Consider the following 21,019-nt stretch of genomic DNA (forward strand, 5'->3'; position numbering starts at 1 on the left):
TCATCTCCGTAACGTGTCGGCCGTCTGCGCGACGGACGTCTGGGTTAGGTCGAGCACATGCCGCGCGGCGGCAGGCCCGGCGAGCTGCCTGGCAAGCGGTGAGGGCGGTTCGATGACGGCTTTCGAAACGGGCGGCGTTGCATCGCTGGCCGGTTGCTGTGAGTCGGCTGCTGCGGGCGCTGCGGCGTCGCTGGCTGCACTCGCTGCGGCGGGCGCGCTGGCGTTCGTGTCGTTGTCGAGAATGAAGATGTGCTTCACGCCATCGGGCGTTTGCGCGTAGCGCACCGTATCCGACGACACGATCGCGATATAGCTCGCGCCCGCTGGTGCGTCAGCCTGCTCGGCGCCCGTTGCGTCGATGCGGATGTCTTTCACGTTGGTGGGCAAGTCGGGACGGATGCGCTTCACGCCTTGCTGCAACGCGTCCATATCGACGTCCTTGCCTTCGATCGCAAACACGCCCGCGCCGTCGTAATGCACGCTGATCCCCGCGACGGGCAGGCTCTCGCCGATGCTGCGCCGGATCACCTCGGCGATGCCGTACTGCGCCTGCACGCGCGGCGACGTGATCGCGGCCAGCAGTCGCCGCGCGGCGAGGTTCTCCGACTCGTTCGCGACGAGGCCGCGCACGAGCACGCCGCCGTGACCATCGAGCGATGCGCGCAGTTCGTTCAGATGCGCAGCGGCAAATTCGCGGTTCACGTTTTCCATCGCGGCGACGTCGTTGGGCAACATCGATGCCTTCGCGCGTGTCGTCATCGACAGGGCGCTGACGCACGCGATCGCAATCAACGCGACACATGCCGCGCCGAGCGCGACGAAGGTGCGGCGCCGTGAGCGTTGCTGGTCGCGTACGTCGTTGTCGGCCTGGCCGGGCTTTAAAAGCGTCGACAGCAGCGCGAGATCGCTGGGCCATTCGACATCGTCGGGTCCGATGCAGATCACGCTCTGGTCGAACTGCATCGGCAGAAAGTCGAGCATGAAAACGGGCGCCGTGTCCTGCACGGGTTCGTGCTCTGCGTCTTGCGTGTCGGCTTCGCGGTGCGCTGTTTCATCGTTCGCGTCGACGGCAGTCGTTTGCGCGGCGAGTCGCCGCACGGTCACGACGTCGCTGTCGCCAACTTCGACGATCGCGGACGGCCCCGTCCAGTCGGTGATGCGAATGTCGGCGTCGTCGTCCGCGTCGATCCGGAAAAGACCGGGACCGAGCGGTGCGGTCGCGCCAGCATGAATACCCGTCAGGATGCGCAGTTGTTTCATGAGTTCGGTCGGTCAGGCGGAGAAGCGAGGCAGCGATCGTGCTGTTTCGCTTCCTTCGATGAGTCGCAGATTAATGGACGCGTGGGCTGCGATACGCGTCGTGTGCGAAGGCACTCGTGTTCACGCGAAGTGAGTTCAACGCGCGGATTCGACAGGACGGGTGCCGCGCGCGTGTGCGATGCCGTCGAGCGCCGCATTCGCGCTTGCCGCGCGTCCTTCTCGGCCTGGCAGCGTCGGACCGCCTGCGACGAGCGCGAGCAACGGTGCGAGAGCGTTGCGAGCCTGTTTCGAGGTGTCCGGGCTAACGGCCGTGGCCGTTGCAGCCGTTGCCAATGTCTCATCCGGCTGCCGACGCGCGGCGGCACGCGCGGTTGCGTCCATCAACGACTGGCGGACCTGTGCGAGCGATGCGAGCGGCAACGCGCCCTCATGTCGCCGCAGCGCGCGCAATTGCGAGAGCGCGTCGTGCAGCGGGCGACCTGGCTTCAGCAACGCGTCGCACCACGCGCTGGCTAATGCTTCGCGGCGCGCCGTGCCTGCAAGTGTCGACGCATGCGCGGCAAACTCGGGCACGAAGGGCGCTGCGCGGTTCGCGCCGTCCGCGCCATCCAGCATCAGATCGTCGTCGTGCTTGCCTTGTTGGCGCTGCTGCTGCCGTTGCTGTTGCTGTTCGTCCTGCTGCTGCCCGCCGCCGCGCGAGCCGCCGTTGCCGCCGTCGCGGGACACGCGCAGCGCGGCGTTGCGCTGGCGGTCGGTGTTTCTCGTGTTCTGAGCCGCTCTCGCGCCAGTAGCGGAGCGGCCCGTCGTGGGCCGGCGTGCCGCGGCAAAACGTGTCGCGGCTGCCTTGCCCTGGCGCTTCTTCAAAAGCGCTTTCGCAAGACGCCGCGCATTTGCCGAGCGTGCCTGCCCCTGCCGATGCGCGTGATGCGCATGTGCGAAGCGCACGTTATTACGCAACGACGTGGCAAAGCGTGCGCGCGTCTGTTGCCGCGCGGGTTCGGTCACGCCCCGTTGCGTCTGCGCGGCCTCTTGCGTGGCCGACGTGCCTGAGGCCCCTGTGGCCGGTCGCGAGTGAAGCGGGTTCATCGCTGCACCGCCGTCAGCAGCAACTGGTTCGCGAAGCGCAGGATGGCCGACGCGCCGAGCGGCGCCACGACGATGAGCGCGACCACCACGGCAATCAGCTTGATGCCGAACGACAGCGTCTGATCCTGCAGCGACGTGATCGCCTGCAGGAACGACACCAGCAGGCCGACACCGGCCGCGACGACGACGACGGGCAGCGATACGTACAGGCATAGCAGCAGCCCTTGCGTCGCGAGGCCGACGAGCGTATCGATAGTCATGGCTTGTCCATAGTTAAAGAAACGCCTACCGGTAGCCGAGAATCAGGCCATGCATCAGCGTGGACCAGCCGTCCATCGCGACGAACAGCAGCAGCTTGAACGGAATCGCGACGTTGGTCGGCTGCACCTGGTTCAGGCCCATCGCCATCAGCACGTTCGCGATCACGAGATCGACGACGATAAAGCCGATGTACAGCAGAAAGCCGATCTTGAAGGCGTCCGTCAACTCCGTCAGCGTGAACGCGGGCGCGAGCACGATCAGATCCGTGTCCTTCAGCGCCCTGGCTTGCTGCGCGGGCCACAAGGCCGTCGCCGAGCGCAGGAAGAACTGCCGTTCGCGCGATTGCGCATGCGCTTCGAGGAAGGTGCGGAACGGCTCGCGCGCGGCCGCGATACCCGCCGTCACGTTCTGCGTGACGTTGCCGGGCGCCTGGTTGGCCTGCATGCCCTGCATCGCGGAGAACGCGACGGGCGCCATGATGTACACGGAGACGATGATCGCGATGCCGTTGAGCACCATGTTCGGCGGCACCTGCTGGACGCCGAGCGCGTTGCGCAGCAGCCCGAGCACGACGACGATCTTCATGTACGACGTGACCACCATCGCGATGAACGGGATCACGCTGATCGCCAGCACGACGATCAGCAGCCCGGTGATGTCACCTGTCTGAATCGCCGGCATAAGCCATCCTCGTGATACGTACGCCCAGATGTTCGCCGACACAGACGATCTCGCCATAGCCGACCGTTTGCCCATGCGTGACGAGCCGCACGGGCGTATCGAGCACGGGCGCGGCAAGTTCGATCACATAGCCGGGGCGGAGCGCGGCGAGCTGTGCGAGCGGCAGCGCCACGCTGTCGATTTCGAATTGCACGGGCAGATCGAGCAGGCCGATATCGAGCGGGGCGTCTTCTGTGTCGTGCTGCCAGTTGCTGTGCGCGTCGATTTCGGACGTTTCATCGGGCGCGGCTGCTTCGGTTTCTTGCAGCGCTTCGCCGTCTCCTGGTAGCGTGTCGGGCCATTCGGCCTGTAAAGGTTCTTCGTTCATGATCGGTTTCTCTTCTACAGTGACCTGCGTGCCGTCGATGACGACACGCGCATGAATGCGCCGCATGCCCGTCGCAGTCGCGCCCCATGTGGCGCGCGCGGTGAACGCGGTGCCGCCGCTCAGCGCTTGCGCGACGGAAGGCGCAAAGGCGCGCAGCACGACGTCGCCCGGACGCAGCGACTGCAACGCGGCAAGCGGCACGCGCCGCGCGCCGAGCGCGATCGATCCCGCGACGCAGATCGGGGATGCCAAAGCGAATGTTTCCGTTGCATGACGCGACGGCAACGCGGCGAGCCGTTTATGCAGCACATCGAGCGTCGCGCCGGATGCGCCGATCGAAAGCCGATGCACGACGCCTTCATGCAGCAACGCCACGTCGAAGCGTTCGCCGCTCGCGACGCCAGCGGGCGTCCGTTCCACCGACGCCACACGCCAGCGTCCCAGCCCCGCCGCCTGAAAGCGCTGCACGAGCGGCGCAAGCAGCGCGTTCGCGAGGGTGCTGCGCAGCGCGTGCCGCGCGCTGTCGCCGGCGCTGGCCGCGACGATCTGCAACGCGGGATAGCGCGCGAGATCGAGATCGATATCGAGCGTGCCTTCCAGATGCGCGAGCACGATGCGGCCCGCTTCGTCGAAAGCCGTATCCGCCGCGACGGCGGGCGCGATTTCGATGGCATCGACCGCCCCGAGCTGGCGCAACGCGTCGACATGACGCGCATCGCACAGAAAGCGCGCGGCCCGCGCCGCATCGGGTGTGACGCGGCGCAGTTTCTCTGCATACGAAGGTTCGGTGGGCACAGTGGACAAAGGCGTGAGCTAGTGGATAGTCAGTTCGAGCGTGCGCGCTTCGCCTTGCGACGCGAGCAACTGGCGCAGCTCGCGTTCGAGCAGGCCGGCATGATGCAAGAGTAGTTCGCGCGTGTCGGCCGACTCGACGTCGAAGCGAAGCAAGAGAACCGCGGGCGAAAGCGTCAGATGCAACTGCGTGCCGGGCAGCCGCTGCGGATCGATGCGCATGGCCACTTCCCAGTGGCCTGCCTGGCGGATCGCGGGGTTCGACGCGAAGTCGGCGACATGCCGCGCGAGCAGATGCGCGAGTTCGAGCATCTGTTGTTCGCGGCGCAGCACAGCCGCGACGACGCGCTGGCTCGCGCTGCCGATGCGTTGCGCGAGCGTTTCGTCCGCGTGATGTTCGTGCTGAGCGTCGTCGTTGAACGGCGCAGCGAGAAGATCGTCGGGCGTCGGTTTGTCGTCGCGCCGCAGGAGCGCGGCGAAATCCGCATGCCGCGCGCGGCGCATGCGCGCGCCCGCCGAAGCGGGCGACGTCTGCGAAGGCGCCGCGATCACGCGCACGGGACGCGAGGTGGTTCTCGACATGCGTTGCCTCAGGCCGTGACGTGGCCGATCGGCTGCAGTTCCAGATGGCCGCCGAGTTCCTGATACGAATAGACGGAGAGCCAGCCGAGCCTTCCTTCGATCATGCGTCGCACGTAGCGCCGGATATCCATCGACGTGACGAGCGCAATGCCCGGACGCGGCGCAAGCCCCGCGAACGACTCGATGCTGTCGACCAGAAAGTTGATCTGATCCGGCGGCAGCGCGAGGTAATTGCCCGTCGGCGTCTGCTTGATCGCCTGGCGGATATGCTGCTCGACGGGCGCGTCCAGCAGGATTGCGGGCAGGATGCGTGCGCCGAGCGCGGCGCGATGCGCGAGAAAGCGCGCGAGATCGCCGCGCACGTACTCGGTCAGCATCAGCACGTCTTTTTCTTTCGGTCCCCACGCAATCAGGCTTTCCATGATGTTGCGGATATTGCGGATCGGGATCTGTTCTTCGAGCAGGCGCCGCAGCACGTCGGCGATGCGCTGCGGCGGCAGCACTTTCTGCACTTCGGCAAGCAGTCCCGGATACTCGATGCCAAGCTGTTCCTGAATCCACTGCACTTCATTGACGCCGAGAAACAGCGACGCATTGCGTCTGAGCAACTGCACGCTCACATGTGCGATCACCTGTTCGGCGCGCCAGCCGGAAGTCTTGTCGGCGAGCGTGGCCTCGTCGTGCCAGTAGCTCGGCTGCGTCGTGCCGTCGATCGGTTCGCGCTGTTCGCAGCGTTCGGCGAGCGCTTGCGCCTGCGTGTCGTCGGGCTGTGCGGCCAGCCGTTGCGGCAGACCGGCGAGCAGGACCTTGCCTTGCGGCAGTTCGAGCGTGAACGACGGCACGTCGTGCATCAGGAACTCGCAGGTGGACGGCGCGAGCCTGTCGCTGATCCACATGTGAATGCCCGGAAACGGCAGGCCAAGTTCTTCCTGCAACGACGTGCGCTCGGCTTCGAACGCGTGATTGAGCCGGTCGACGGCGAGTCGTCCCCGCAAGTCGGGCGCAAGACGCACGCCGAGCGCGCAGGAGAATGCGGGCGGCACGCTGGCAATAGCGGGCGTTTCGCTTTTCGCGCCGGCACGCTGCATCGAGCGCACGGCTTCGAGGTCTTCGAAGGCACGCGATGGGCCGCGTTTTTTCAGCTTCCACGCGGTGAAGCCGAGAATGCCGCTCAGCACCAGAAAGAGCGGCCACGGAAAGCCCGGCACGGCGGCGAACGCGACCAGCAGCAGCGCGGCGAAGCCGAGCGCGGGCGCGCTGCCCATCAGTTGCTTGCCGATCTCCGCGCCGAGTGAGCGCGGCTTCTCGTCGCGATCGTCGGCGACGCGCGTGATCATCACGCCTGCCGCGACGGACAAGAGCAACGCGGGCAATTGCGCGACCATCGCGTCGCCGACCGACAGAATCGAGAAGCGGTTCGCCGCTTCGCCCGCCGTCATGCCGTGATACAGCACACCGACGGCGAGACCCGCAACGATGTTGATCATCGTGATGATGAGGCCCGCGACGGCATCGCCCTTGACGAACTTCATCGCGCCGTCCATGCCGCCGTGCAGCGCGCTTTCGAGCGCGAGCGTCGCGCGCTTGTGGCGCGCTTCGTCGGCCGTCAGCAGATTGGCGCGCAGGTCGGCGTCGATGCTCATCTGCTTGCCGGGCATCGCGTCGAGCGTGAAGCGCGCGCCGACTTCGGCGACGCGCTCCGAGCCTTTCGCGATCACGATGAACTGCACCAGCGTGATGATGATGAACACCACCATGCCGACCACCAGATTGCCGCCCACCACCAGCTTGCCGAAGCTGTCGATGATGTCGCCCGCTTCCGCATGCAGCAGGATCGACTTGGTCGACGCGATGCTCAGCGACAGACGGTAGAGCGTGGTGAACAGCAATATCGACGGGAAGGCGGACAGCGACACGACGCTCGGCACATAGAGCGTGATCATCAGCAGCGTGACGGCCGTGGCGATGTTCAGACCGACCAGTATGTCGATCATGAAGAACGGCAGCGGCAGGATCATCAGCGAGACGATCGCGACGATCATCACGAGGATGCCGATCTCGCCGCCGGCGGGTAGTTTGAGTGTCTTGAGCATGAGCGTGTGGTGTGTGTAGTAGGGCGCGCATTCAACCGGACAGCGACGGCGCCGTATCGGCTTCGCGCGGCAGTGCCAGCGAATCGACCCAGCGCAGGATCGCGGCGACGGCTTCGAACAGTTCGTCGGGGATCGGCTCGTCGAGCTCGACCTTGTAGAGCGCGCGCGCGACGGGCGGATGGCCGACGATCGGCACGCCCGCGAACTGCGCGTCGCGGCGCATCTGCAGCGCCGCTTCATCCATGCCCTTCGCGATCACCACGGGCAGCGGATATTCGTCGGGCGCGTAACGCACGGCCACCGCGTAGTGCGTCGGGTTGACCACCACCATGCTCGCGGTCGCGATCTTGCGCGGCGCCGAAGTTGCCAGCTCGCGCGCGAGCCGCCGCCGCTCGCCCTTGATGAGGGGATCGCCTTCGTCCTGCTTGAATTCGCGCTTGATCTCGTCCTTGCTCATCTTCTTGCCGCGAATGAAGAGGAATTTCTGCAGCTTGAAGTCGACGCCGCCGAACACGACATACAGCGCGGCTGCAACGGCGAGCAGCCGGATCACGACGAAGCTCGCGAGCTTCGACAACTCGGGCAGAGACTGGAACAGCGAGCCCGTGACGAGCGGCAGCAGGCCCGTGATCGTCTTCCACATCACGATGCCGAGCACGATGCCCTTGATCGCCATCTTCGCGAGTTCGAGCAGCGACTTGAGCGAGAAGATGCGCTTGATGCCCGCCATCGGGCTGACGTTCTCGAACTTCAGGCCGACGGCCTTCATCGAAATCATGATGCCCGTCTGTCCGGCGAGCGCCGCAACGGAGGCGAGAATCGCGGCGCCGATCATCGGCAGCAGCGCGCCGGCCATGCGCGAGCCGATCTGGCTCACCGCGAGCAGCAGCGTCGTCATGTCGTGCGGTCCGGCGACGAACTTCAGCGCGATCGAAATGCACGAGCGCAAGCCATCGACCATCCTGTCGCCCGTCGCCATCAGCATGCCGACGCCCACGGCCAGCACCGCGCCGTCGACGAGGTCCGTGCTCTTCGCGACCTCGCCGTCCTCGCGCGCCTTACGCAGGCGTTTCTCGGTTGGCTGTTCGGTTTTGTCGTCGCTCATCGGGCGCTCCCTGGCTCCTATGCCGCTTTATGTGCTGGCGCAGTGTAGGGCGCCCGTCATGGCACCCGACCAGACGAGGCGAAGCCCCACACACGAACGCGAAGCAGGGAAAGGCGGCACGCGCGATGCGTCGCCAGGTTCGCTTTCGCGCGACTCGCTTCGGCTGCGGCACGGGCCGCGCGACGCCGGCTTGATACCTTTCGAAGCGATGACGCCCCGCGTCCTGTTTTCCTCAAGAGGGTCCACGCCATGCTCGCGAAATCATCACAACCTGCGTCACAACCCGCCTTCGCCCACGCCGCGCCGAACTATCTGCAATGCGGCGATGCAACCTTGAACGCGCTGATCGAGATCGCATCGGCGGGCCTGTTCCGGCATTTCCCGCAAGCCAGCGCCGACACGACCGACATCGAACTGGTGCTCGACGCGTTGCGCGCGTTCCGTCCGAAGGTGGCCGAAATCGACACGCTGGCGGGCGTGCTGCACATCGTCAACGGCCGCTGGGAAGAGGCGTCGCGCACGTTGCGCGACGTGATCGACGCGGCGCCTTCGTTTGCCTATGCGAAGGCGATGTATGCGTACTGCCTCGCGGCGCAGAAGGACGCCGGCTGGCGTCAATGGGCCGACCAGGCACTCGAAGGCGAGGCGGGCCCGGAGACGCACGCGCTGATCCGTGCGCTCACCGTACGTGCCGATCTCGAAGCCGCGCGCGCCAATCATCGCGGCGGCGAGTTCGTGCTGCCGGAGTCGTATCGCGATCTCGCCGAAGAGCAGGAGAACGCGCAGACGAAGACCGCCCGCCAGCCGTCCGGCGAGGCACCCGCGTTCGCGTCGCACGCGTTCTTGCGCGCCTGATTCAAGGAACCATTCATGTCGATCTCCACGATTGCCGAAACGGCGGTGCATGCCGCCGCCGATGCCGCCAAGCCCGAGGCATTGCCGCCGATGCCCGCGCCCGAGTCCGTCAGCCGCTTCGAAGACCTGATGCAGCAGCCGCTCGCCACGCCTGGCAACGACGCAACGCAGCACGCGGGCAATCACGTCATCGACGCGATCCGCAAGCAGGATGGCCAGATGGAAGCCGCGCTCGAACAGGTCGAAACGCTGAGCGCGAACGCCGGGGCGCTCACGCCGACGCAGCAGATTGCGGCGGCTGCGCAGGTGTCGCTGAACCTGTCGCTCGCGCAGTTCGATTTCCAGACCAAGATGGCCGTGGTCTCGGCGTCGAAGTCGTCGGCGGAAACGCTGATGAAGAACCAGTGATGAACATGCGAACCCTGTTTCCGCCGACAAGGCGGCTGCTGATGGGCGGCGTGTTCATCGCATGCGCGCTGCTCGCGGGCTGCAAGAAGGAGTTGTACACGGGCCTTGCCGAAGAGGACGTCAACGAGATGACGGTCGCGCTGCTGGAGCGCGGCGTCTCCGCCGACAAGAGCACGCCGGACGGCGGCAAGACCTATACGCTTCAGGTCGACGACGGCGACATGGTGCGCGCGATGCAGGTGCTGCGCGAAAAAGGCCTGCCGCACAGCAAGTTCGACGATCTCGGCAGTCTGTTCAAGAAAGACGGTCTCGTTTCGACGCCGACGGAAGAGCGCGTGCGCTTCATCTACGGGCTCTCGCAGGAACTGTCGGGCACGCTGTCGCATATCGACGGCGTGCTGGTCGCGCGCGTGCAGATCGTGATTCCGAACAACGACCCGCTTGCGCAGACCATCAAGCCGTCGTCCGCCGCCGTGTTCATCAAGTACCGGCCAGGGCTCGAACTCGATGCGCTCGTGCCGCAGATCAAGAACCTCGTCGTGCACAGCGTCGAAGGGCTGTCGTACGACCAGGTGAGCGTGACGGGCGTGCCGGCGGATCAGGTCGATATCGATAGCCGTGTGCCCGCGCATACGCCCATCTGGCCAATCGTGCTGAGCGGGCTGTTTGCGTTGATGGTGGCGGGTGTCGGCATGGGCTATGTGTTTCGCGCGCGGCTGGGTGGCATCGTCGCGCCGATGAGGGCGAGCGTCGCGTCGCTCGCGCAGCGTCTGCCGCGTCGCAGGCAGAAGTCCGCATGACGGCGGCGATGGCTGCATCCGGTGCGATGCGCGCCGCGGTGCCAGCGCAACGAGCCAGGACCGAGCCGCGTCTTGCACCCGCCGACGCCGCGCAGATCCTGCTCGGCTGGCAACGCAATGCGCGCAGCGCGTTGCAGTGGCTGCATCGGGACTGGCTCGCGCTGGCATTGGGCATCGAACGGGTGACGCGCATGGATGAAGCACTGGCCGCGTTGCGCGAGCGGTGCGACGAAGCGTGCTCGCTCGCCGTGCTGCGCGTGCTGTTGCCCAAGCCGCCGAATCTCGACACATTCAGTATCGCGCCCGCCACGCGGCTCGATGCGCTGCCTGTCGAGACCGGCCTGCGCGTGCTGAGGATGCAGGCGTTGCTGGCGCGTCGCGCGGAAGTGCGGCGTCTCGTCGATCGAACCACGCGCAAGCGACTCGCGGAATGGATCGGCTGTCCGCTCGACGATCTGCTCGGCAAGGCAGTGCCTGAAGCGCCGTCGCTAACCGATGCGAAGCGCGAGGGTGCCGGAACGCGCGCGCTCGGCTCGCTCGATGCGGATGCGCTCGCGCTCGAAGGGCTCGCGCTGCTGCCGGTGACGGACATGCACCGAATGATGCTGCGATTCGCGTTGCCGCGTGAAGACGACGCGCAAAGTGCGGTGAATGCGCAGCCTTCGGAAGAAGAATGTGAAGGCACGTTCGCCTTGCTGCGCGAGCGCATCCGACCGCTGATGCCGGAGGCCGCATGGTTATCTGGCTGAGCCGTCCGCGCGAAGCGCACGCGACCGGCAACACGCGAAAGAACAAGGACGAACCGCGCGTCGGCCTGGTCGGCGATATCGTGCCGCGCGAAACCTTCGGCATGCTCGCGACGATCGACGATGTCTACGGACGCGTCGAAGCCGAGCGTCAGGCGATTCTCGCCGCCGCGCAGATCGAGCGCGAGCAGATGCTTCAAGCGGCGCGGGATGAAGCAAAGGCCCTCGTCGCGTCGGCTGCGCGCGAGCGTGAGGCGGCATCCGAACGAGGCTACGCGGAAGGCGTCGCGCGCGGCGAGGCGCAGTGGATCGAGCGCGTTGCCGCGTTGAGCGCGGACGCACAGCGCCTGCAAAAAGGCCTGCGCAACCGGATGGCCGAACTCGTGATGCTCGCCGTCGAACAACTGGTGCGTGCCGAAAGCGCGCAGGCTTTGTTCGCGCGCGCGACGGACACGATCGACCGCATCGTCGAAGGTTCGGCGAATTTGCGTGTGAGCGTGCATCCCGCCGATCTCGACGCGGCGCGCACCGCATTCGGCGAATTCGAAGAGCGTCTGCGCATGCTGGGGCGGCCCGTGCCGCTTGCGGTGACGGCAGATCCTCGCCTGGAGCCCGGCGCGTGCGTGTGCGAATCGGATCTCGGCATCGTCGACGCCAGCCTGTCGACACAACTCGATTCGATGCGCGCGGCAATCGTGCGCGCGCTCAACACTTCGATGAAAACGCACAACGCGCAAGCAGAGACTCACTGATGAGCACCACGGCCTTGAAGCATCAACCGCACGACCCGGCGTTCGCCGACGCTCTCGGCCTGCACGAAGACGGGTTGCGTGAGCTAGGCGGCGCAATCGAGCGCGAGATCCGCGCGCTGTTGCCCGTGCGTCAGACGGGCAAGATCGCCGAAGTGGTCGGCACGCTGATCAAGGTCGCGGGCATCGACCTGAAGCTCGGCGAATTGTGCGAGCTGCGCACGCCGCAAGGCAAGCTGTTGCAGCATGGCGAAGTAATCGGCTTCACGCGCGAGCATGCCGTCGTGTCGCCGTTCGCGCAATTGACCGAAGTGTCGCGCGCGACGCATGTGATCGGCTTGCAGCGGCCCTTGTCGGTGCCTGTCGGCGATGCGCTGCTCGGCCGCGTGATCGATGCGCTCGGCCAGCCGATGGACGGCCGCGGCCCGATCGAAGCGGCAGACAGCCGGCCCATCTTCGCCGATCCGCCGAACCCGATGACGCGCCGCATGATCGAGCATCCGATGGTGACGGGCGTGCGCGTGATCGACGCGATGACGACGCTCGCCGAAGGGCAGCGCATGGGCATCTTCGCGCCGGCAGGCGTCGGCAAGAGCACCTTGCTCGGCATGCTGGCGCGCGGCGCGCAATGCGACATCAACGTGATCGCGCTGATCGGCGAGCGTGGCCGCGAAGTGCGCGAATTCGTCGAGCTGATTCTCGGCGAGCAGGGCATGGCGCGGTCCGTGGTCGTGTGCGCGACGTCGGACCGTTCGTCGAGCGAGCGCGCCAAGGCGGCCTACGTCGCGACGGCGATTGCCGAGTACTTCCGCGACGAAGGCAAACGCGTGCTGCTGATGATGGATTCGCTGACGCGCTTCGCGCGCGCGGGCCGCGAGATTGGTCTCGCAGCGGGCGAGCCGCCCGCGCGGCGCGGCTTTCCACCTTCCGTGTTCGCGGAGTTGCCGCGTCTGCTGGAGCGCGCGGGGATGGGCGAGCGCGGCTCGATCACGGCGCTCTACACGGTGCTCGCCGAAGACGAGTCGGGCAGCGATCCGATTGCGGAAGAAGTGCGCGGCGTGCTCGACGGTCACCTGATCCTGTCGCGCGAGATTGCCGCGCAGAACCGCTATCCCGCCATCGACGTGCTCGGCAGCCTGTCGCGCGTGATGTCGCAGGTGATGCCGCGCGAGTTCATGACGTCGTCCGCGCGGCTGCGCAAGCTGCTTGCGAAGCATCGCGAAGTGGACATGCTGCTGCAGATCGGCGAGTACCAGCCTGGCACGAATGCGCTCGCTGACGAAGCGATCGCGAAGATCGATGCGCTCAAGGCATTCCTGTCGCAGCCCACAGACGCCTATGCGGACCCGGCCGAAACCGAAGCCGCATTGCACGAACTGGCGCAGGGCGACGCGCAATGAGTGCGCAGAGACGGCAGATAGCCGCGTTGTCGCGTGCCGTGTCGCGCCGTCAGCGCTTCGAACAGGACTTGCGCGCGCGGCTCGCGCAACTCGTCGCGGCGCGCTCGCCATTGGTCCATAGCGAAGCGCAGGCGCGCCATCATGCGGCCGAACGCGAAGCCCAGGCACGCTCGTACCGCCAGCGCATCAGCGCGATGATGGCAGGCGCGGAGCCGTTTTCGATCGATACGTTGACGGCGATCCGCCTCTACGCAGACGAGGTCGACCGACAGTACGCGGCGGCGTGTGATGCCGTATCGGCGGCACAGCAGGCGCTCGCCGCGCACGATGCCGTGATCGCAGGCGCGCGCCGCGAGATCGCGAAGAACCGTGGGCGCATCGATCTGTGCGAAAAGCGTATCGGCGCCTTGCAGCGCGTGCTCGACGGCATCGCCGCCGACGCGGAAGACGAAGACATCGAGGAGACGGCGCTCGCGCGCCTTGCACGCGGATGAACGACCTGTTGCAGTTTTACGGCCCCTGGTTGCTCAGGCATCTTGCCGTGCTCGGCGTCTGCTCGCTGCGGCTCTACGCAATCATGACGCTGTTTCCGCCCACCGCCGACGGCGTGCTGCAAGGCCGCTTGCGCAACGGCGTCGCGCTGAGCTTCTCGCTGTTCGTCGCGCTGGCGCAACCGGAGTCGTTCGCGGAGTCGCTGACGGGCTTCGCGCTGGTGATCACGAGCTTGCGCGAAACGCTGATCGGCGTCGTGATGGGCTTCGCGGCGGCGACGGTGTTCTGGGTCGCGGAAGGCGCGGGCATCTACCTGGACAATCTGACGGGCTACAACAACGCGCAGTTGAGCAACCCGATGCTGTCGCAACAGTCGACGCCGTCCGCGACGCTGCTCGGCCAGATCGCGACCGTCGCGTTCTGGTCGCTCGGCGGCATGCAGTTTTTGCTGGAGGCGCTGTACGAGTCGTATCGATGGTGGCCGGTTGCATCGACGAAGCCGATGTCGATGGATTTTCTCGCCGTGTTCGCGATGCATCAGACGGACACGCTGATGCAGACCATCGCGAAGCTCGCCGCGCCGATGCTGCTCGTGCTGCTGCTGATCGACCTGGGTGCGAATCTCGCGTCGAAAGCCGCGCAGAAACTCGATCTGAGCGCGCTGAGTCAACCCATCAAGGGCGCGGTGACGGTGCTGATGCTGGCCGTTTTCGCAGGGCTTTTCGTGCATCAGGTGCAGGATCAGTTGGACTTGCGGCTCTTCAAGGAGCAGGTCCGCGCCATCGCGCAGATGAGCGATCGCGACACCGATCTGAAGCCGGGCGCGCAGGCGCATCGCAACGATGTGTCACCGTGATGTCAGCGCACATGCGCAAAAAAAGAAATGAGCTTTGTTGAGCGTTCTTGTCTGCGGCGCGCGCCAATTCTCAACTTTACTCAAGCCTCAACGGTTTCCTCTGATTATTGAGCTTTTCGCATTTCTGCCTGGCTACAGTGCATTCCGTCAACGCGACGTCGGCAACAACGACCTCGCCATCGTTTCAACGCGCTCACGCAGCATCGCCCCGACGGCTGCGCGAGCTTTACGACGGAATCAGCCATGCTCGTTACCTACTACTTCCCGTATGTGTCGATGCTCAATGCAGCGTCGGTGCCTTCCAGCGTCGTCGACCTGATCCGCAACGGCCATGTGCACGCCGCGGCGGCGAACGTGCAACGGCTCGTCGATAGCCACGACGACGCGCCGCCCGCCGCGCTGCTGCAACTGCAGGGCGATCTGCAACTGTCGCTCGGCATGGAGGTCGATGCCGACGACTCGTACCGCGAAGCGCAAAAGCGCATGCGCGACGACAAGGACGGCATGCGCTTCGCGTCGTGCCGCAACGCGGGCTGGCAGGCGCTGTTCCGTTACCGCTACGGCACCGCGATGTCGTGCTTCATGCAGATCGCCGATCACCCGCAGGCGAGCGCGGCGCTGCGGCTCGATGCGCTGTTCGGCGCGTTCGGCGTGCTGTTCAGCGTGGGCCGCCTGCGCGATGCGGATGCCGTGCTCGACACGCTCGAAGATCTGCTCGACGAAGCGGCATCGAACAGTGCGTTCCATCATGCCGACGGCTGGCAGCGTCTGTTGAGCACCGTGCGCTTCGATGTCGAAGCGCAGAGCACGCTGCGCTCGCGCGCCACGCTGTCCGATCATATCTACTGGCAAGTGGGCCTGACGGGCGACGCCGCGCCACGCGTCGCGCCGCAACGGCCCGCTGCGCTGCGCCTGCTGACGGGCGCGATTGAAGACCCGTTGCTGCGCGGGCGCGTCGAGTTCCTCGATGGGCTTGCGCGACTGGCGGGCGGCGAGCGTGACGCGCAGCAGCAGATCGTCGCGCATGCGGAGTGGGCGGGCAAGCAGGGCATCCAGAACTATCAGAGCGCGGTGCGCATCGAGATCGTGCTGGCGAGTCTTGCCGGCGGCGTGTCGTCGCTGGCCGAGTCGGTGCTGACGCTGCTGACGGCGGAAGTGCGGATGCCGCAGAGCCATCGGCAGCTCGAGTATCTGTATTGCCTCGCGAAGCTGCGTCATCTGCAGGGGCGCAGCGGCGAATCGCTGGAGGTGTACACGCGCTATGCGCTGGCCGCCGTCAACTGCATCCGCGACGAAGCGGGCGCGCTCGCGCGCTACGGCCAGCGCATCGCGCGTGCGCCGGAACAGCTCGACGATATCGGCACGCGGCTGCCTGCGCGTTACCGGCGCGCGTATCGCTATCTGCTCGACAACCTCGATCGCAAGGATCTGTCGATCCGCGAAATTGCCGCGCAGGTCGGCGTGACGGATCGCGCGCTGCAAAGCGCGTTCAAGACGAGCCTCGGCTCCACACCAACCGAGATCATCCGCCGCCTGCGCATGGAGCGCATCCGCGCCGAACTCGAAGCCGACGACAGCGCGCACGAGCAAGGCATTCTCGCGACAGCCGTCAAGTGGGGCGTCAGCAACCGCTCGACGCTCGTCAACAGCTACCGCCGCGAATTCAACGAATCGCCCTCGGACACGCTGAACCGCTGAGACCACCATAACCACACACTGTACCGAGCGTCGATCATGAAACTCACATTCCGTCACCGCGCGATCGCGGCCGCCCTGTTGCTGATGGGCCTGAACGCGGGCCATGCCGCACCGATCTCGTGGCGTCCCGGCCAGGTGCATATTTCGGTGGAAAGCCGCGACCTGAAAGACGTGCTGCGCGACTTCGCGGCGAGCCAGGGCATCATCGCGACGATTGCGCCGAACGTGCAGGGCACCGTGTCGGGGCGCTTCGATCTGCCGCCGCGCAAGTTCATCGACACGATGGCGGCGACTTTCGGCTTCGTGTGGTTTTACGACGGCAGCGTGCTGTCCATCAGCACCGCCGACGACGTGACCACCAAGGTCATCAAGCTCGACTTCGCGGGCACGCAGAGCTTGCGTTCGACGCTCAAGCAGATCGGGCTCGATACCGACCGCTTCCCGATCGTCTACGACCCGGAGCAGGGCGTCGCGCTGATCACCGGGCCGCACCGGCTCATTCAACTGGTCGACGAGGTGGCCGCGCGGCTCGATCAGAACGCGAACCGCCGCACGGGCAGCGAAGTGCGCGCGTTTCCGCTGCGCTACGGCTGGGCGGCGGACCATACGATCACCGTGAACGGCAAGACGCAAGTCGTGCCCGGCGTTGCGCACGTGCTCGCGAGTCTCTATCACCCGGACCGGGACAGCGATCAGCAGGGCACATCGCGCGCATCCGCTGACGGTACGGCGAACCTGCAGCAGGTGAGCCCGTACGCGGACGTGCAAGGCGGCACGAATGGCGGCTCGCCGTACAACAACAGCGGCGTGAATCCGCCGCTGCCCGACGTGTTCGCAGGCGTGGCGGCGGCAGGCGGCGGTCCGGTCGGCATGCCGGGCGCGGGCGGTGCAGGCGGTACGGCGGGCGGCGGATCGGGCAGCGGCCCGCAGAGCGCGGGACGCGCGGCGACGGCGGCCGTGCCGGACGGCGCGGGCTCGCTGCCCGTCATCCAGGCCGACGCGCGGACCAACTCGGTGCTGATCCGCGATCTGCCCGATCGCGTCGGCCAGTATCAGCAACTGATCGACCGGCTCGACGTGAAGCGCAGGATGGTCGAGATCGAAGCGCACATCATCGAGATCGACGACGGCGCGTTGAAGCAACTGGGCGTCGACTGGCACGCGCATTCGAGTCATGTCGATTTCCAGACGGGCAGCGGCAGTGCCAACGCGAACAACTTCAACGGCAATCTGAGCCCGACGTTCTCGTCGCTCGATACGGCGGGCAATCTGGTGGCCACGGCGACGCCGACGGGCGGATCGCTCACGGCCGTGATCGGCGATGCGAGCCGCTATCTGCTGACGCGCATCGACGCGCTGGAGCAGAACAACCTCGCGCGCATCGATGCCAGCCCGAAGGTCGCGACGCTCGATAACGTCGAAGCCGTGATGAACAACAAGACGCAGTTCTTCATTCCCGTATCGGGCTTCACGTCGAGCAATCTGTTCAGCGTGCAGGTGGGCAATACGCTGCGCGTGCTGCCCATGGTGGTCGATTCAAATGGCGCGCAGCAGATCAAGCTGCAGGTGCACGTCGAAGACGGCCAGCCGACGGGCGCCAGCGTGAAGGACATTCCCGAAATCCGCACCAGTGAAATCGATACCGAGGCCGTCGTCGCGGAAGGGCAGAGTCTGCTGATCGCCGGTTACCGGATCGACAACGACTCGAATCTGAATACGGGGGTGCCCGTGCTGTCGAAGATTCCCGTGCTCGGCGCGCTGTTCCGTTCGCGCACGCATCAGAGCAGCCATATGGAACGGCTCGTGTTGCTGACGCCGCGCGTGATCGAGTTCTGAGCGTGGCCTGGGTTCGCTTTAATCCGCTCTAGTCCGCGTCGCGGATGGTGTAAGGCGGCGCCTGCACGACGGGCGCCGCGGCGTGAAAAAGATCTTCGCGCTGCTTCGTGCTGGGCGGATAGATGCGTTCGCAGTTGATCGTGCGCTTGGTCTGTTTGGCCGCCTCGCCTTGCGACGCGAGGCGGCGCTCCCAGCCTTCCGTGTAGACGGCGCCCCACGGGCCGAGATCGAGAATGGTCGTGTACCAGTCGATGCAAAGCGGCAGCAGCGCGAGGCCCAGCAGGTCGCAGACGGCATTGTGGCCCGCGTGGCGACCCATCGGGCGGCTGTGCTGGCAGGACATCACGGAGGGCCGTTCGCCGTCGATCAGGATGCGCGCGCAATCGCCCGCTGCGAACACGCCGGGCACATTGTCGACGCGCAGGAAAGAATCGACGGGAACGCGTCCGAATGCGTCGAGCGGCACGGGGAATTGCGCGGTCAGCGGACTGGCGCGCATGCCGCCGCACCAGACGACGGTGGCGGCGTCGATGTGCTCGCCGCCCGTCAGTTGTACGCCGTCGCGCGTGACGGCTTCGAGCGATACGCCCGGCCGCAGCTCGACGCCTTGCGCGCGGAGCGCTTCGTCGATCACCGGCTGGGCGCCGCCCATCGCCTGACCGATCTTTGCGGAGCGGTCGGCGAGAATCACGCGCACCGCGTCGCGTGCGCTGTCGCCAAAAATGCCGCGCAGTCGCGCAGGCAATTCCGCGGCGAGTTCGACGCCCGTCAGGCCCGCACCCACTACGATCACCGTGTAGCGTCCCGGTGCTTCGGGCCGTTCCGGCAAGGCGAGCAGATGTGCGTGGAGCTTCGCGGCGCCGTCGAATGTATCGACGTCGAAAGTGAATTCGTGGAGCCCGGGAATGGCGGGGCGCGCCAGTTCGCTTCCCGCTGCGAGGATCAGGCGGTCGTAGTCGAGCCATTGTGTAGATGAATCGGCGGATTCGAAGCCGACGCGACGGTTTGGCAGATCGATCGATCGGACCACGCCTTGAATGCGCCGCACGCCGGCCGGATCGAGCACGTCGGCAAGCGGCACGAGCGTGCCGTCGAGCGGCTGCTCGTAGTTGCGCACGCGAATGCTGTGATACGGCGTGCCGTTGATCACGACCACTTCGACCTGATCCGTCGGCACGCGCTGTTCGTCGAGCTTGCGCGCCGCGCCGAGCGCGCTCCACAACCCGGCAAAGCCGGCGCCGATTACTACGATGCGCTTCGTGTGCGTGTCCATGCAGGGTGTGCTCCTCGGATGGGATGAGCCTTTGTGCGGTGGCGCGGATTCGAGTGTAGTTGGCGCGGGCGATGGGTGCTGGGATTTTCTTCTGGACGGTTGCGGCGTTGCTTGCGTCGCCAGGCGGATAGCGGGCGTCCGGTAATTCTGGCGTTTCCCGTCGAGCTTCTGTGCGGCGCCTAACAGTTGTGCCGTCAAGCAAACATTACCATCCGTGAGGGTGGACGTTCGTGCACTATTTTTTACGGTCTGCTTGCAGCTTCATATGTTGGACGTCGCGCTGACTTCGACTTCGATACGCTCCATAGTCGGACTCGTGAGTACGCGATCGCAAGACAGCATTCGACGCTTCGGGTGAATTACCGCCGTCTGCAGCTAAAACTCCAGTTCAAACGATGAAACGGTCGTGCATCCGGATCGCACGAGCGCTTCTTGCGCGCGAATGTTTCTCTCGACGGAGCCACGCTCAGGCGGCAATGCACGATTTGACGATGCAACACTTCGTAAAGAGCGCCAGCACAGGCACCATGCCGCCGGCGATCTTGTGACTGCTGCGACTGTATCGCGTGCCTCCTGATACCTGGAGCACAGCCAGGTATGGTTACTCATCGGTGAGTGAGCGATGCGCAGGCTGAATTCAATAAGGATCCTTCGCGCAGTGACCGCGACGACTGTCGTCGTGCACCACGTCTTGACACGGGACGGCAGGGTGTTCGGCGAATTCCGCGTCGACGTATTCTTCGTGCTGAGTGGCTTCGTGATCGCGCTCGCGCTCGAAGCCGGCACGACGAGCGTGCGCGACTTCGTCGCCAGCCGCCTGGTGCGGATCGTGCCGCTCTATTGGCTCGCGACGTTGCTGGTATTCTTCGGCGCGCTGCTCAGGCCGGATCTCTTCAACTCGACGACCGCCAATGTGCCCGAGTTGCTGAAGTCGCTCTTTTTCATTCCGTACAGAAAAGAGAGCGGCCACATGTTCCCGATGCTGTTCGTCGGCTGGACGCTGAACTACGAGATGCTCTTTTACGTGGTGTCGGCGCTTGCACTGTGGCGGTTCCGGCGGCATGTTTCGTACATTTTCGCGGCGATCACGTCGATACTCTTCACGCTGTTCCTGATTTCGAGCGTTGTGCATTCGAACCGGGTGATCGTCGAATTCCTCGCCTACGGCCGGTTGCTCGAATTCCCGTTAGGTATCGCTGTATGGTTCGCATGGCGCAAAGGCGTGCGTATTCCCGTTGCGATGGCGGCACTCGGCGCCGTCGCGATGTATGTGCTGATGACCTGTATCGAGCGGGCATGGCCGGACGTTTCGCCGGTTGTCGCCAATGGCGTGCCGACCATGCTGCTGCTGCTGAGCACGCTGAGTCTCGAAGGCCTCGTGGTGGACAGCGCGCTCACGCGCGGATTGCTGTATCTCGGCGATGCAAGCTATGCGACCTATCTCAGCCACCCGTTCGTCGTCGAGGGGTTACGCAAGCTCGTTCCCAAGGTCGTGCATGGTTTCGATGTTCGCTCGCCAATGGGGGTGATCCTCGCGATCGTGGTGTCTTCGGCGGTGGGTTGCCTCGTCTATCGCTATATCGACAAGCCGTTGCACCGCGCGCTGGCGCGCAGAATCAAGGTCAAGCGTGTCGTCACGCCGCCTGCGGGTGAGGAAGCGCCGTATCGTGTGACTTGAG

At 65.6% G+C, this 21,019-nt stretch carries 20 protein-coding genes; 11 read left to right on the plus strand and 9 right to left on the minus strand.

From position 1 onward, the window contains the following. The 8 genes from PPGU16_RS33735 to sctU all read right to left on the minus strand — a co-directional run bounded on the left by PPGU16_RS33735 (position 1) and on the right by sctU (position 8,227). Positions 1-1,260 (minus strand): type III secretion protein, encoded by a 1,260-nt coding sequence (locus tag PPGU16_RS33735; RefSeq protein ID WP_180727027.1) that lies wholly within the window; start codon positions 1,258-1,260, stop codon positions 1-3. A gap of 135 nt (positions 1,261-1,395) precedes the next feature. After that, a complete protein-coding gene (locus tag PPGU16_RS33740; RefSeq protein ID WP_180727028.1) occupies positions 1,396-2,346 on the minus strand; it encodes a hypothetical protein in 951 nt (316 codons plus the stop codon). Continuing rightward, the gene (gene sctS, locus PPGU16_RS33745) at positions 2,343-2,606 is read right to left on the minus strand and encodes a type III secretion system export apparatus subunit SctS (RefSeq protein ID WP_180727029.1); all 264 of its coding nucleotides are present in this window, start codon (positions 2,604-2,606) and stop codon (positions 2,343-2,345) included. Before sctS ends, PPGU16_RS33740 begins: the two co-directional genes overlap by 4 nt. Before the next feature lie 25 nt (positions 2,607-2,631). Continuing rightward, positions 2,632-3,288: a type III secretion system export apparatus subunit SctR gene (gene sctR, locus PPGU16_RS33750; protein ID WP_180727030.1), complete on the minus strand. Its 657-nt coding sequence runs from the start codon at positions 3,286-3,288 to the stop codon at positions 2,632-2,634. Further along, the gene (gene sctQ / locus PPGU16_RS33755) at positions 3,266-4,450 is read right to left on the minus strand and encodes a type III secretion system cytoplasmic ring protein SctQ (protein ID WP_180727031.1); all 1,185 of its coding nucleotides are present in this window, start codon (positions 4,448-4,450) and stop codon (positions 3,266-3,268) included. Before sctQ ends, sctR begins: the two co-directional genes overlap by 23 nt. Before the next feature lie 18 nt (positions 4,451-4,468). Further along, positions 4,469-5,029: a type III secretion system protein SctP gene (gene sctP / locus PPGU16_RS33760; protein WP_180727032.1), complete on the minus strand. Its 561-nt coding sequence runs from the start codon at positions 5,027-5,029 to the stop codon at positions 4,469-4,471. Positions 5,030-5,037: 8 nt separating this feature from the next. Continuing rightward, the gene (sctV, locus tag PPGU16_RS33765; RefSeq protein WP_180727033.1) at positions 5,038-7,122 is read right to left on the minus strand and encodes a type III secretion system export apparatus subunit SctV; all 2,085 of its coding nucleotides are present in this window, start codon (positions 7,120-7,122) and stop codon (positions 5,038-5,040) included. Between the two features lie 31 nt (positions 7,123-7,153). Continuing rightward, positions 7,154-8,227 carry a type III secretion system export apparatus subunit SctU gene (sctU, locus tag PPGU16_RS33770; protein WP_180727034.1) on the minus strand — a complete coding sequence of 358 codons (1,074 nt, stop codon included), beginning with the start codon at positions 8,225-8,227 and terminating at the stop codon, positions 7,154-7,156. 249 nt (positions 8,228-8,476) lie between these two features. Between sctU and PPGU16_RS33775 the strand changes: the two genes are divergently transcribed. The 10 genes from PPGU16_RS33775 (at position 8,477) to sctC (ending at position 18,067) form a co-directional block, all read left to right on the plus strand. Next, on the plus strand, positions 8,477-9,082 hold the full coding sequence (locus tag PPGU16_RS33775; protein ID WP_180727035.1) for an HrpB1 family type III secretion system apparatus protein: 606 nt from the start codon (positions 8,477-8,479) through the stop codon (positions 9,080-9,082). Positions 9,083-9,097: 15 nt separating this feature from the next. Next, positions 9,098-9,490: a type III secretion protein gene (locus PPGU16_RS33780; RefSeq protein ID WP_180727036.1), complete on the plus strand. Its 393-nt coding sequence runs from the start codon at positions 9,098-9,100 to the stop codon at positions 9,488-9,490. Next, positions 9,490-10,290 carry a type III secretion system inner membrane ring lipoprotein SctJ gene (sctJ, locus tag PPGU16_RS33785; protein WP_434064449.1) on the plus strand — a complete coding sequence of 267 codons (801 nt, stop codon included), beginning with the start codon at positions 9,490-9,492 and terminating at the stop codon, positions 10,288-10,290. The genes PPGU16_RS33780 and sctJ overlap by 1 nt, the downstream gene beginning before the upstream one ends. 8 nt (positions 10,291-10,298) lie before the next feature. After that, the gene (locus tag PPGU16_RS33790; RefSeq protein WP_243460761.1) at positions 10,299-11,039 is read left to right on the plus strand and encodes a type III secretion protein HrpB4; all 741 of its coding nucleotides are present in this window, start codon (positions 10,299-10,301) and stop codon (positions 11,037-11,039) included. Then, positions 11,024-11,788: a type III secretion system stator protein SctL gene (gene sctL, locus PPGU16_RS33795; protein ID WP_180727038.1), complete on the plus strand. Its 765-nt coding sequence runs from the start codon at positions 11,024-11,026 to the stop codon at positions 11,786-11,788. The genes PPGU16_RS33790 and sctL overlap by 16 nt, the downstream gene beginning before the upstream one ends. Further along, positions 11,788-13,185, plus strand: a complete 1,398-nt coding sequence (gene sctN, locus PPGU16_RS33800) for a type III secretion system ATPase SctN (protein ID WP_224031729.1) — start codon at positions 11,788-11,790, stop codon at positions 13,183-13,185. Before sctL ends, sctN begins: the two co-directional genes overlap by 1 nt. Then, the gene (locus PPGU16_RS33805) at positions 13,182-13,679 is read left to right on the plus strand and encodes a type III secretion protein (RefSeq protein ID WP_180727039.1); all 498 of its coding nucleotides are present in this window, start codon (positions 13,182-13,184) and stop codon (positions 13,677-13,679) included. The genes sctN and PPGU16_RS33805 overlap by 4 nt, the downstream gene beginning before the upstream one ends. After that, the gene (gene sctT / locus PPGU16_RS33810; protein WP_180727040.1) at positions 13,676-14,533 is read left to right on the plus strand and encodes a type III secretion system export apparatus subunit SctT; all 858 of its coding nucleotides are present in this window, start codon (positions 13,676-13,678) and stop codon (positions 14,531-14,533) included. Before PPGU16_RS33805 ends, sctT begins: the two co-directional genes overlap by 4 nt. Before the next feature lie 243 nt (positions 14,534-14,776). Continuing rightward, positions 14,777-16,231 carry a helix-turn-helix transcriptional regulator gene (locus PPGU16_RS33815; protein WP_180727041.1) on the plus strand — a complete coding sequence of 485 codons (1,455 nt, stop codon included), beginning with the start codon at positions 14,777-14,779 and terminating at the stop codon, positions 16,229-16,231. Positions 16,232-16,267: 36 nt separating this feature from the next. Next, positions 16,268-18,067, plus strand: coding sequence for a type III secretion system outer membrane ring subunit SctC (sctC, locus tag PPGU16_RS33820; RefSeq protein WP_180727042.1), 1,800 nt, complete (start codon positions 16,268-16,270; stop codon positions 18,065-18,067). A gap of 28 nt (positions 18,068-18,095) precedes the next feature. On the opposite strand, the gene PPGU16_RS33825 is transcribed toward sctC, so the two are convergent. Next, on the minus strand, positions 18,096-19,340 hold the full coding sequence (locus tag PPGU16_RS33825) for an NAD(P)/FAD-dependent oxidoreductase (protein ID WP_180727043.1): 1,245 nt from the start codon (positions 19,338-19,340) through the stop codon (positions 18,096-18,098). 658 nt (positions 19,341-19,998) lie between these two features. Between PPGU16_RS33825 and PPGU16_RS33830 the strand changes: the two genes are divergently transcribed. Then, positions 19,999-21,018, plus strand: a complete 1,020-nt coding sequence (locus PPGU16_RS33830) for an acyltransferase family protein (RefSeq protein ID WP_243460762.1) — start codon at positions 19,999-20,001, stop codon at positions 21,016-21,018. Position 21,019 lies beyond the last annotated feature (1 nt).

Source organism: Paraburkholderia largidicola, from assembly GCF_013426895.1.
GTDB lineage: Bacteria > Pseudomonadota > Gammaproteobacteria > Burkholderiales > Burkholderiaceae > Paraburkholderia > Paraburkholderia largidicola.